Origin of the sequence: Escherichia sp. Lx600-2 (genome assembly GCF_036662595.1) — a bacterium.
Lineage (GTDB): Bacteria > Pseudomonadota > Gammaproteobacteria > Enterobacterales > Enterobacteriaceae > Escherichia > Escherichia coli.
The window spans coordinates 15,414-27,197 of record NZ_JAYQWM010000026.1 but is presented as its reverse complement, the minus strand read 5'-3'; the positions used below and the strand labels follow the sequence as shown (position 1 = coordinate 27,197).

The 11,784-nt window shown below is 52.1% G+C and carries 12 protein-coding genes; 8 read left to right on the top strand and 4 right to left on the bottom strand.

Features of this window, described 5'->3' with window-relative positions:
- The first annotated feature begins 117 nt into the window (after positions 1–117).
- Complete coding sequence (gene ybhA / locus OQV04_RS11835) at positions 118–936, top strand: bifunctional pyridoxal phosphate/fructose-1,6-bisphosphate phosphatase (protein WP_000213425.1); 819 nt, start codon at positions 118–120, stop codon at positions 934–936.
- Here the strand turns inward: ybhA and modC are convergent, their stop codons facing one another.
- From modC to acrZ, 4 genes are all read right to left on the bottom strand, one after another.
- Entirely contained in the window at positions 937–1,995 is a 1,059-nt protein-coding gene (gene modC / locus OQV04_RS11830; RefSeq protein ID WP_000891683.1) for a molybdenum ABC transporter ATP-binding protein ModC, read from the bottom strand.
- Positions 1,996–1,997: 2 nt separating this feature from the next.
- Complete coding sequence (modB, locus tag OQV04_RS11825; protein WP_032280545.1) at positions 1,998–2,687, bottom strand: molybdate ABC transporter permease subunit; 690 nt, start codon at positions 2,685–2,687, stop codon at positions 1,998–2,000.
- Positions 2,687–3,460, bottom strand: a complete 774-nt coding sequence (gene modA / locus OQV04_RS11820; protein ID WP_000101990.1) for a molybdate ABC transporter substrate-binding protein — start codon at positions 3,458–3,460, stop codon at positions 2,687–2,689. The genes modB and modA overlap by 1 nt, the downstream gene beginning before the upstream one ends.
- 166 nt (positions 3,461–3,626) lie before the next feature.
- Complete coding sequence (acrZ, locus tag OQV04_RS11815) at positions 3,627–3,776, bottom strand: multidrug efflux pump accessory protein AcrZ (RefSeq protein ID WP_000891515.1); 150 nt, start codon at positions 3,774–3,776, stop codon at positions 3,627–3,629.
- Positions 3,777–3,904: 128 nt separating this feature from the next.
- Between acrZ and modE the strand changes: the two genes are divergently transcribed.
- From modE to gpmA, 7 genes are all read left to right on the top strand, one after another.
- Positions 3,905–4,693: a molybdenum-dependent transcriptional regulator gene (gene modE / locus OQV04_RS11810; protein WP_001147439.1), complete on the top strand. Its 789-nt coding sequence runs from the start codon at positions 3,905–3,907 to the stop codon at positions 4,691–4,693.
- Positions 4,694–4,760: 67 nt separating this feature from the next.
- Positions 4,761–6,233 carry a molybdate ABC transporter ATP-binding protein ModF gene (gene modF / locus OQV04_RS11805; RefSeq protein ID WP_032280542.1) on the top strand — a complete coding sequence of 491 codons (1,473 nt, stop codon included), beginning with the start codon at positions 4,761–4,763 and terminating at the stop codon, positions 6,231–6,233.
- Between the two features lie 261 nt (positions 6,234–6,494).
- On the top strand, positions 6,495–7,511 hold the full coding sequence (galE, locus tag OQV04_RS11800; RefSeq protein ID WP_001265443.1) for a UDP-glucose 4-epimerase GalE: 1,017 nt from the start codon (positions 6,495–6,497) through the stop codon (positions 7,509–7,511).
- A gap of 9 nt (positions 7,512–7,520) precedes the next feature.
- The gene (gene galT, locus OQV04_RS11795) at positions 7,521–8,567 is read left to right on the top strand and encodes a galactose-1-phosphate uridylyltransferase (protein ID WP_032280541.1); all 1,047 of its coding nucleotides are present in this window, start codon (positions 7,521–7,523) and stop codon (positions 8,565–8,567) included.
- Between the two features lie 3 nt (positions 8,568–8,570).
- Complete coding sequence (gene galK, locus OQV04_RS11790) at positions 8,571–9,719, top strand: galactokinase (RefSeq protein ID WP_000053415.1); 1,149 nt, start codon at positions 8,571–8,573, stop codon at positions 9,717–9,719.
- Entirely contained in the window at positions 9,713–10,753 is a 1,041-nt protein-coding gene (galM, locus tag OQV04_RS11785) for a galactose-1-epimerase (protein WP_000931389.1), read from the top strand. The genes galK and galM overlap by 7 nt, the downstream gene beginning before the upstream one ends.
- Before the next feature lie 201 nt (positions 10,754–10,954).
- Positions 10,955–11,707 (top strand): 2,3-diphosphoglycerate-dependent phosphoglycerate mutase, encoded by a 753-nt coding sequence (gpmA, locus tag OQV04_RS11780; protein ID WP_001295305.1) that lies wholly within the window; start codon positions 10,955–10,957, stop codon positions 11,705–11,707.
- The last annotated feature ends 77 nt before the right edge of the window (positions 11,708–11,784 follow it).

Below are 11,784 nucleotides of genomic sequence, written 5' to 3'. Positions count from 1 at the left end.
TAAAATTAGTCGCTTTTGGCGGTGAATGCTGAATTAAAACGCAGAATTTTGTCCGATAGTGGTATCGGTGTACCATTCGCGCAGACGAAAATTCTTAACCTTAATCTGGAATACGCCATGACCACACGCGTGATTGCTCTCGACTTAGACGGCACCTTATTGACCCCGAAAAAGACCCTGCTTCCTTCATCGATAGAAGCCCTGGCCCGCGCTCGCGAAGCAGGCTATCAATTAATCATCGTCACAGGTCGCCATCACGTCGCTATTCATCCTTTTTATCAGGCGCTGGCGCTGGATACACCTGCTATTTGCTGTAATGGCACCTATTTGTATGATTATCATGCAAAAACCGTGCTGGAAGCGGACCCAATGCCCGTTAATAAAGCCCTGCAACTCATTGAGATGCTGAATGAACACCACATTCACGGTCTGATGTATGTGGATGATGCAATGGTCTATGAGCACCCGACCGGGCATGTCATTCGCACGTCTAACTGGGCGCAAACCCTGCCGCCGGAACAGCGTCCGACTTTCACACAAGTCGCTTCTCTGGCTGAAACGGCGCAACAAGTTAACGCCGTATGGAAGTTCGCCCTGACGCACGATGACCTGCCGCAATTGCAGCATTTTGGTAAGCATGTCGAACATGAACTGGGACTGGAGTGTGAATGGTCCTGGCACGATCAGGTTGATATTGCACGCGGCGGCAACAGCAAAGGTAAACGTTTGACGAAATGGGTTGAGGCGCAAGGCTGGTCGATGGAGAACGTCGTGGCGTTCGGCGATAACTTTAATGATATCAGTATGCTGGAGGCCGCTGGTACAGGCGTGGCGATGGGCAACGCCGATGACGCGGTAAAAGCGCGCGCCAACATTGTGATTGGTGATAACACCACCGACAGCATTGCCCAGTTCATTTATAGCCACCTGATTTAATCAGGCGGTTATCGACACACTTTTAATTTGCGCGTACAGCCACAGGCCAGGTTTGATCGCCAGTTCATCCCTGGCCCACGGGCTGATACGCGCCCACAGCGTTTTACCGCCGACTTCCAGCTCCACTTCTACCTGGCCGTTGTCGTCATAACTATTAACAACTTTTGCCCGCAATACGTTACGAATGCTGGTTTGCTGCGGCGGTTGTAAAACCAGAGAAACATCGGAAGCCTGAATGCGGATACGTAGCGCAGCTTGCAGCGGTTCGTCCAGCTTATTGACCCACAAATGCTGATCGCCCAGCGCCAGCGCAGTCATCGCGTAATGCGGATGATGCTCAAGTACCGTCACTTTCAGAATGCTACTTTGTTGCTCTTTCGGCAGCCACGGATTCATCACGCTACTACCCCAGACTTCTTCCAGCGCGCCAAAGGCTTTCACCTGACCGTTTTCCAGTACCATCACTCTGTCTGCCAGATGGAGGATCTCATCCAGCGAATGGCTGACATACAACATCGGGATGTTGATTTCCCGCGTCAGACGTTGCAGATAAGGCAACAGTTCGCGTTTACGCGGAATATCCAGTGACGCCAGCGGTTCATCCAGCAACAGCAATTCTGGTGCCGTCAGCAAAGCCCGCCCAATCGCTACGCGCTGTTTTTCGCCTCCGGACAGGCTGCCTGGTAAACGGTCAAGCAACGGTTCAATGCCTAAAAGCGCCACCAGCTTATCGAACTGATCGACCATGCTTTTCGCCATGCCGTAGCGCAGATTGCCACGCACTTTGTAATGCGGAAACAGCCGCGCATCCTGAAAAACATAGCCAACGCGACGCTTTTCTGGCGTCAGGCAGATACCTTTTTCGGCATCATTTAGTACCCGACCATTGAGGACAATCCTCCCTTTTTGCGGGCGCGTCAGTCCACTGATGGCGTTAATCAGCGAAGTTTTTCCGGCACCGGAGACGCCAAAGATAGCAGTGATGCCATTGGCGGGCAGCGTTTCATTAATAGTCAGGCAATGGTTGCCCAACGTCTGGGAAAAATTCAGTTCCAGCATGATTAGCGCCCCGCCCGTTCACGGCTGATTCTGGCCAGCCATTCTGAAATCAACAGGGAGATCATCGCCAGCGCAATAGAAATAATGCACAGTCTCGCTGCGCCACTTTCCCCACCGGGGGTCTGAATCAGGGTATACATGGCAGAAGGAATGGTTCGCGTTTCACCAGGAATGTTCGACACAAAGGTGATGGTTGCGCCAAATTCACCGAGAGAACGAGCAAAAGCCAGTACCGTACCAACAATAATTCCCGGTAAGGTCAGCGGTAACGTGATAGTAAAGAAAACGCGCCAGCGCCCGGCCCCCAGTGTTCTTGCGGCCTGTTCCAGTTTGACATCAACCCCTTCCAGCGCCAGACGAATTGCCCGCACCATCAGCGGAAACGACATGACGGCGGCAGCGAGAACCGCGCCGCGCCAGCTAAAGGCGAAGGTTATACCAAACCAGTCATACAGACGTTCACCGATAAATCCGCGCCGCCCCATCGAAACTAATAATAAGTAACCGACGACCACGGGCGGTAACACCAGCGGTAGATGCAGTACGCTGTCGAGCAGAGATTTGCCCGGAAACGTGCAACGCACCAGTAACCAGGCAAAAAAGATCCCAAACGGCAGGCTAAACAGCACAGCCAGGGAAGAAACTTTCAGGCTTAATAAAACTGCCTGCCATTCTGGATCGGTCAGTATCATTACTTGGTTGTAAATCCGTAACGTTTAAAGATTTCCGCTGCCTGCGGTCCCTTCAGATAATCATAAAATGCTTTCACTGTCGCATTGTTATGCCCTTCCACAACAGCAACCGGATATTCCACTTTTTTATGTGAATCTTCCGGGAAGGTGGCAACCACTTTTACCCCTTTGCTGGCAACTGCGTCAGAACCGTAAACAATGCCCAACGGCGCTTCATTGCGTTCGACCAACGCCAGCGCGCCACGAACATCTTCCGCCGGAGCCAGTTTCGGGGAGAGCGTATCCCATGCGCCCAGTTTTTGCAGTGCTTCTTTTGCATAAATGCCAGCAGGGACATGTTCCGGATCGCCAACCGCGAGGCGACCGCCATTCAGCAGCGAAGTCCAGTTAGTTTTGCTGTCGATGATGAAATCTTTCTGCTCGCTGGCTTTCGGTGCTACAACGACCAGGCTATTGCCGAGCAGTGTCTGACGCGTAGCTGTATCGATCGCTTTTTTATCAACCGCATAATCCATCCATTTCTGATCGGCAGAAATAAACAGATCCGCAGGCGCACCCGCTTCAATCTGACGGGCGAGAGTAGATGACGAAGCGAAAGAAGAAACCACATCCACGCCTTTCTCTTTTTTATACTGCGTAGCAATGTCCTGCATTGCGTTAGTCAGTGATGCGGCGGCGAACACCGTGATTTTCCCTTCATCTGCCAGTGCATTGCCAGCAACAGCGAAAGAGAGTGCCGCCCCGGCAAACAAGTTCAACCATTTACGAGCCATTGGTAACCCCTTAATGTAACGTTATGTAGGCGACAATATAACGACTAACTCGGAATTTTCCCAGCAGTTATTGCTAACCTTTGTGAGGTAGATAAGAAAAAATATCGGCAGGAAAAGCAGGAAGTTGAGAAAAAGAAAATGCCCGACTAAGCGGGCATTCAGGGAATCAATGATTTTGTCCGGGCTGGTCTTTTTTACCAACACCAGAAAAGATGTTGAATACTTCACCAAGACCGTAAATCAGACCCAGGATGATGGCCATCACGACAGGTACCATGATTACGGCGAATACCAGACTTTTTAATAACTCTAACATGGTCAACTCCAGATATAGTCATGAGACTATTCTAACCGCTAAGCACAGAAAAGCACTCCCCTTTTGTGCGGTCAGCTTTGCGTGGCGTTCGTTTTCCGTCACAATAAGACTTTTGCCAGGACATTGTTATGCAGGCCGAAATCCTTCTCACCCTTAAGCTCCAACAAAAATTATTCGCCGACCCGCGCCGCATTTCGCTACTAAAACACATTGCGCTTTCCGGTTCCATTAGCCAGGGAGCGAAAGATGCCGGTATCAGCTATAAAAGCGCCTGGGATGCCATTAACGAGATGAATCAGTTAAGTGAGCATATTCTGGTCGAGCGTGCAACAGGCGGTAAAGGTGGCGGCGGCGCAGTACTGACCCGCTATGGTCAGCGACTGATTCAGCTCTATGACTTACTGGCGCAAATCCAGCAAAAAGCCTTTGATGTGTTAAGTGACGATGACGCCCTGCCGCTGAACAGCCTGCTGGCCGCGATCTCACGTTTTTCACTGCAAACCAGCGCCCGTAACCAGTGGTTCGGTACCATCACCGCCCGCGATCATGATGACGTTCAACAGCATGTTGATGTCTTACTGGCTGATGGAAAAACACGCCTGAAAGTCGCAATTACCGCACAAAGCGGCGCGCGTCTGGGGCTGGATGAAGGCAAAGAAGTGTTGATATTGCTAAAAGCGCCGTGGGTAGGCATTACTCAGGACGAAGCGGTCGCGCAAAACGCTGACAACCAATTACCGGGTATTATTAGTCATATTGAGCGCGGCGCAGAGCAGTGCGAAGTATTAATGGCGCTACCGGACGGGCAAACACTGTGCGCCACAGTGCCGGTAAATGAAGCGACTTCTCTTCAGCAAGGACAGAATGTCACGGCCTACTTTAATGCCGACAGCGTGATTATCGCCACGCTGTGCTAAGCGTGTTGACAATTTGTTATGAAACACGTATCCCTGTCAGTAATCGCTGCACAAAATGGGATATAAAATGTCATCATTGCAAATCTTGCAAGGCACGTTTCGTCTTGGCGACACAAAAACGCTGCAATTGCCTCAGCTAACGTTAAACGCGGGGGATAGTTGGGCGTTTGTCGGTTCGAATGGAAGCGGGAAATCGGCCCTGGCCCGCGCGCTGGCGGGGGAACTTCCGCTTTTGAAAGGTGAACGGCAAAGCCAGTTTTCCCACATCACTCGTCTCTCCTTCGAGCAATTGCAAAAGCTCGTCAGCGACGAATGGCAGCGGAATAACACCGATATGCTCGGCCCTGGCGAAGATGACACCGGACGCTCTACGGCTGAGATTATTCAGGATGAAGTAAAGGATGCACCGCGCTGCATGCAACTGGCACAGCAGTTCGGTATTACCGCCCTCCTCGACCGACGCTTTAAATACCTTTCCACTGGCGAGACGCGAAAAACCCTGCTGTGTCAGGCTCTGATGTCGGAGCCTGACTTGTTGATTCTTGATGAGCCGTTCGATGGCCTTGATGTTGCCTCACGTCAGCAGCTGGCTGAGCGACTCGCCTCGTTACATCAGTCCGGTATTACTCTGGTACTGGTGCTCAATCGCTTCGATGAGATCCCGGAATTTGTCCAGTTTGCTGGCGTGCTGGCGGATTGTACTTTAGCGGAAACTGGCGCTAAAGAGGAACTGCTCCAGCAAGCACTCGTCGCGCAACTGGCGCATAGCGAACAGCTTGTAGGTGTGCAACTGCCGGAGCCGGATGAACCTTCAGCACGTCACGCCTTACCCACCAACGAACCGCGCATTGTGCTGAATAATGGCGTGGTTTCTTATAATGATCGCCCCATTCTTAATAACCTTAGCTGGCAGGTGAATCCTGGCGAGCACTGGCAAATTGTCGGGCCAAATGGTGCGGGAAAATCGACGTTATTAAGCCTGATTACTGGCGATCATCCGCAAGGTTACAGCAACGATTTGACGCTTTTCGGCCGACGTCGCGGCAGCGGCGAAACCATCTGGGACATCAAAAAGCATATCGGTTACGTCAGCAGTAGTTTGCATCTGGATTACCGGGTCAGCACCACGGTGCGTAATGTGATTCTTTCTGGCTATTTCGATTCGATTGGCATTTATCAGGCCGTTTCGGATCGCCAGCAAAAACTGGTGCAGCAGTGGCTGGATATTCTCGGCATTGATAAACGCACGGCTGACGCTCCGTTCCATAGTCTTTCCTGGGGACAGCAGCGTCTGGCGCTGATTGTCCGCGCACTGGTGAAACATCCGACGTTGCTTATTCTCGATGAACCACTACAGGGGCTTGATCCGCTGAATCGCCAGCTTATCCGCCGTTTTGTTGATGTGCTGATTAGCGAAGGTGAAACGCAATTGTTGTTTGTTTCGCACCACGCTGAAGATGCGCCTGCCTGTATTACCCATCGTCTTGAGTTCGTGCCGGACGGTGGACTCTATCGCTATGTGCTGACAAAAATATATTGAGTCGGTAGTGCTGACCTTGCCGGAGGCGGCCTAAGCGCCCTCTCCGGCCAACGGTTCGACACATGCAGGCATGAAACCGCGTCTTTTTTTCAGATAAAAAGCGCAATCATTCATAAACCCTCTGTTTTATAATCACTTAATCGCACATAAAAAATGGCAAAACTCTTGTGTAAACGATTCCACTAATTTATTCCATGTCACACTTTTCGCATCTTTGTTATGCTATGGTTATTTCATACCATAAGCCTAATGGAGCGAATTATGAGAGTTCTGGTCACCGGTGGTAGCGGTTACATTGGAAGTCATACCTGTGTGCAATTACTGCAAAACGGTCATGATGTCATCATTCTTGATAACCTCTGTAACAGTAAGCGCAGCGTACTGCCTGTTATCGAGCGTTTAGGCGGCAAACATCCAACGTTTGTTGAAGGCGATATCCGTAACGAAGCGTTGATGACCGAGATCCTGCACGATCACGCTATCGACACCGTGATCCACTTCGCCGGGCTGAAAGCCGTTGGCGAATCGGTACAAAAACCGCTGGAATATTACGACAACAATGTCAACGGTACTCTGCGCCTGATTAGCGCCATGCGCGCCGCTAACGTCAAAAACTTTATTTTTAGCTCCTCCGCCACCGTTTATGGCGATCAGCCCAAAATTCCATACGTTGAAAGCTTCCCGACCGGCACACCGCAAAGCCCTTACGGCAAAAGCAAGCTGATGGTGGAACAGATCCTCACCGATCTGCAAAAAGCCCAGCCGGACTGGAGCATTGCCCTGCTGCGCTACTTCAACCCGGTTGGCGCGCATCCGTCGGGCGATATGGGCGAAGATCCGCAAGGCATTCCGAATAACCTGATGCCATACATCGCCCAGGTTGCTGTAGGCCGTCGCGACTCGCTGGCGATTTTTGGTAACGATTATCCGACCGAAGACGGTACTGGCGTACGCGATTACATCCACGTAATGGATCTGGCGGACGGTCACGTCGTGGCGATGGAAAAACTGGCGAACAAGCCAGGCGTACACATCTACAACCTCGGTGCTGGCGTAGGCAGCAGCGTGCTGGACGTGGTTAATGCCTTCAGCAAAGCCTGCGGCAAACCGGTTAACTATCATTTTGCACCGCGTCGCGAGGGCGACCTTCCGGCCTACTGGGCGGACGCCAGCAAAGCTGACCGTGAACTGAACTGGCGCGTAACGCGCACACTCGATGAAATGGCGCAGGACACCTGGCACTGGCAGTCACGCCATCCACAGGGATATCCCGATTAAGGAACAACCATGACGCAATTTAATCCCGTTGATCATCCACATCGCCGCTACAACCCGCTCACCGGGCAATGGATTCTGGTTTCACCGCACCGCGCTAAGCGCCCCTGGCAGGGGGCGCAGGAAACGCCAGCCAAACAGGTGTTACCTGCGCACGATCCAGATTGCTTCCTCTGCGCAGGTAATGTGCGGGTGACAGGCGATAAAAACCCCGATTACACCGGGACTTACGTTTTCACTAATGACTTTGCGGCCTTGATGTCTGACACGCCAGATGCGCCAGAAAGCAACGATCCGCTGATGCGTTGCCAGAGCGCGCGCGGTACCAGCCGGGTGATCTGCTTTTCACCGGATCACAGTAAAACGCTGCCAGAGCTCAGTGTTGCGGCATTGACGGAAATCGTCAAAACCTGGCAGGAGCAAACCGCAGAACTGGGGAAAACGTACCCATGGGTGCAGGTCTTTGAAAACAAAGGCGCGGCGATGGGCTGCTCTAACCCGCATCCGCACGGACAGGTTTGGGCAAATAGCTTCCTGCCTAACGAAGCTGAGCGCGAAGACCGCCTGCAAAAAGAATTTTTTGCCGAGCAGAAATCACCAATGCTGGTGGATTATGTTCAGCGCGAGCTGGCAGACGGTAGCCGTACCGTTGTCGAAACCGAACACTGGTTAGCAGTTGTGCCTTACTGGGCTGCCTGGCCGTTCGAAACGCTACTTATGCCCAAAGCCCACGTTTTACGGATCACCGATTTGACCGACGCCCAGCGCAGCGATCTGGCGCTGGCGTTGAAAAAGCTGACCAGTCGTTATGACAACCTCTTCCAGTGCTCCTTCCCCTACTCTATGGGCTGGCACGGCGCGCCATTTAATGGCGAAGAGAATCAACACTGGCAGCTGCACGCGCACTTTTATCCGCCTCTGTTGCGCTCCGCCACCGTACGTAAATTTATGGTTGGTTATGAAATGCTGGCAGAGACCCAGCGAGACCTGACCGCAGAACAGGCAGCAGAGCGTTTGCGCGCAGTCAGCGATATCCATTTTCGCGAATCCGGAGTGTAAGAAATGAGTCTGAAAGAAAAAACGCAATCTCTGTTTGCCAACGCATTTGGCTACCCTGCCACTCACACCATTCAGGCGCCTGGCCGCGTGAATTTGATTGGTGAACACACCGACTACAACGACGGTTTCGTTCTGCCCTGCGCGATTGATTATCAAACCGTGATCAGTTGTGCGCCACGCGATGACCGTAAAGTTCGCGTAATGGCAGCCGATTATGAAAATCAGCTCGACGAGTTTTCCCTCGATGCGCCCATTGTCGCGCATGAAAACTATCAATGGGCGAACTACGTTCGTGGCGTGGTGAAACATCTGCAACTGCGTAACAACAGCTTCGGCGGTGTGGACATGGTGATCAGCGGCAATGTGCCGCAGGGTGCCGGGTTAAGTTCTTCCGCTTCACTGGAAGTCGCGGTCGGAACCGTATTGCAGCAGCTTTATCATCTGCCGCTGGACGGCGCACAAATCGCGCTTAACGGTCAGGAAGCAGAAAACCAGTTTGTTGGCTGTAACTGCGGGATCATGGATCAGCTAATTTCCGCACTCGGCAAGAAAGATCATGCCTTGCTGATTGACTGTCGCTCACTGGGGACCAAAGCAGTTTCCATGCCGAAAGGTGTGGCTGTCGTCATCATCAACAGTAACTTCAAACGTACCCTGGTTGGCAGCGAATACAACACCCGTCGTGAACAGTGCGAAACCGGTGCGCGTTTCTTCCAGCAGCCAGCTCTGCGCGATGTCACCATTGAAGAGTTCAACGCTGTTGCACATGAGCTGGACCCAATCGTGGCGAAACGCGTGCGTCATATCCTGACTGAAAACGCCCGCACCGTTGAAGCTGCCAGCGCGCTGGAGCAAGGCGACCTGAAACGTATGGGCGAGTTGATGGCGGAGTCTCATGCCTCTATGCGCGATGATTTCGAAATCACCGTGCCGCAAATTGACACTCTGGTAGAAATCGTCAAAGCTGTGATTGGCGACAAAGGTGGCGTACGCATGACCGGCGGCGGATTTGGCGGCTGTATCGTCGCGCTTATTCCGGAAGAGCTGGTGCCTGCCGTACAGCAAGCTGTCGCTGAACAATATGAAGCAAAAACAGGTATTAAAGAGACTTTTTACGTTTGTAAACCATCACAAGGAGCAGGACAGTGCTGAACGAAACTCCCGCACTGGCACCCGATGGTCAGCCGTACCGACTGTTAACTTTGCGTAACAACGCAGGGATGGTAGTCACGCTGATGGACTGGGGTGCGACTTTACTTTCAGCCCGTATTCCGCTTTCCGATGGCAGCGTCCGCGAGGCGCTGCTCGGCTGTGCCAGCCCGGAATGCTATCAGGATCAGGCCGCGTTTCTGGGGGCCTCTATTGGTCGTTATGCCAACCGCATCGCCAATAGCCGTTATACCTTTGACGGTGAAACCGTGACGCTTTCGCCAAGTCAGGGCGTTAACCAGCTGCACGGCGGCCCGGAAGGGTTCGACAAACGTCGCTGGCAGATTGTGAACCAGAACGATCGTCAGGTGCTGTTTGCCCTGAGTTCAGATGATGGCGATCAGGGCTTCCCGGGTAATCTCGGCGCGACGGTGCAATATCGTCTGACCGACGATAACCGTATCTCCATTACTTATCGCGCCACAGTTGATAAACCTTGCCCGGTGAATATGACTAATCACGTCTATTTCAATCTTGACGGCGAGCAGTCTGACGTGCGCAATCACAAGTTGCAGATTCTGGCGGACGAATATCTGCCGGTTGATGAAGGCGGCATTCCGCACGACGGCCTGAAATCTGTCGCCGGAACGTCTTTTGATTTCCGCAGCGCCAAAATCATCGCCAGTGAGTTTCTTGCCGACGACGATCAGCGCAAAGTGAAAGGTTACGATCACGCGTTCTTGTTACAGGCCAAAGGCGATGGCAAGAAAGTGGCGGCGCATGTCTGGTCAGCAGATGAAAAATTGCAGCTGAAGGTCTACACCACCGCTCCGGCTCTGCAATTCTACTCCGGCAACTTCCTCGGCGGCACACCGTCGCGGGGAACCGAACCTTACGCCGACTGGCAAGGGCTGGCGTTGGAAAGCGAGTTTCTGCCGGACAGCCCGAACCACCCTGAATGGCCGCAACCGGACTGCTTCCTGCGTCCTGGCGAAGAGTATTCCAGCCTGACGGAATATCAGTTTATTGCTGAGTAATGTTAAGCCCTCGTCATGAGGGCTTTATCTCATATTGTTCAAATCACCAGCAAACGCCGACATATTTGCAACTCAATATTCACAACAACCTTACACTGCGCCACTATTTTCGCTATGGTTATGCGTAAGCATTGCTGTTGCTTCGTCACGGCAATATAATGAGAATTATTATCATTAAAAGATGATTTGAGGAGTAAGTATATGGCTGTAACTAAGCTGGTTCTGGTTCGTCATGGCGAAAGTCAGTGGAACAAAGAAAACCGTTTCACCGGTTGGTACGACGTGGATCTGTCTGAGAAAGGCGTAAGCGAAGCAAAAGCAGCAGGTAAGCTGCTGAAAGAGGAAGGTTACAGCTTTGACTTTGCTTACACCTCTGTGCTGAAACGCGCTATCCATACCCTGTGGAATGTGCTGGACGAACTGGATCAGGCATGGCTGCCCGTAGAGAAATCCTGGAAACTGAACGAACGTCACTACGGTGCGTTGCAGGGTCTGAACAAAGCGGAAACTGCTGAAAAGTATGGCGACGAGCAGGTGAAACAGTGGCGTCGTGGTTTTGCAGTGACTCCGCCGGAACTGACTAAAGATGATGAGCGTTATCCGGGTCACGATCCGCGTTACGCGAAACTGAGCGAGAAAGAGCTGCCGCTGACGGAAAGCCTGGCGCTGACCATTGACCGCGTGATCCCTTACTGGAATGAAACCATTCTGCCGCGTATGAAGAGCGGTGAGCGCGTGATCATCGCTGCACACGGTAACTCTCTGCGTGCGTTGGTGAAATATCTCGATAATATGAGCGAAGAAGAGATTCTTGAGCTGAATATCCCGACAGGCGTGCCGCTGGTGTATGAGTTCGACGAGAATTTCAAACCGCTGAAACGCTATTATCTGGGTAATGCTGACGAGATCGCGGCGAAAGCAGCGGCGGTTGCTAATCAGGGTAAAGCGAAGTAAACGTTATTCGTTTAAAAATGAGAAAGCCGACTGCAAGTGAGTCGGCTTTTTTGTTTGTCGTTGCTACCAATGGAGCA

Bases quoted from the DNA above. Each gene is read 5' to 3' on its own strand.
- ybhA (WP_000213425.1), top strand. From the start codon at position 118: ATGACCACACGCGTGATTGCTCTCGACTTAGACGGCACCTTATTGACC.
- modC (WP_000891683.1), bottom strand. From the start codon at position 1,995: ATGCTGGAACTGAATTTTTCCCAGACGTTGGGCAACCATTGCCTGACT.
- modB (WP_032280545.1), bottom strand. From the start codon at position 2,687: ATGATACTGACCGATCCAGAATGGCAGGCAGTTTTATTAAGCCTGAAA.
- modA (WP_000101990.1), bottom strand. From the start codon at position 3,460: ATGGCTCGTAAATGGTTGAACTTGTTTGCCGGGGCGGCACTCTCTTTC.
- acrZ (WP_000891515.1), bottom strand. From the start codon at position 3,776: ATGTTAGAGTTATTAAAAAGTCTGGTATTCGCCGTAATCATGGTACCT.
- modE (WP_001147439.1), top strand. From the start codon at position 3,905: ATGCAGGCCGAAATCCTTCTCACCCTTAAGCTCCAACAAAAATTATTC.
- modF (WP_032280542.1), top strand. From the start codon at position 4,761: ATGTCATCATTGCAAATCTTGCAAGGCACGTTTCGTCTTGGCGACACA.
- galE (WP_001265443.1), top strand. From the start codon at position 6,495: ATGAGAGTTCTGGTCACCGGTGGTAGCGGTTACATTGGAAGTCATACC.
- galT (WP_032280541.1), top strand. From the start codon at position 7,521: ATGACGCAATTTAATCCCGTTGATCATCCACATCGCCGCTACAACCCG.
- galK (WP_000053415.1), top strand. From the start codon at position 8,571: ATGAGTCTGAAAGAAAAAACGCAATCTCTGTTTGCCAACGCATTTGGC.
- gpmA (WP_001295305.1), top strand. From the start codon at position 10,955: ATGGCTGTAACTAAGCTGGTTCTGGTTCGTCATGGCGAAAGTCAGTGG.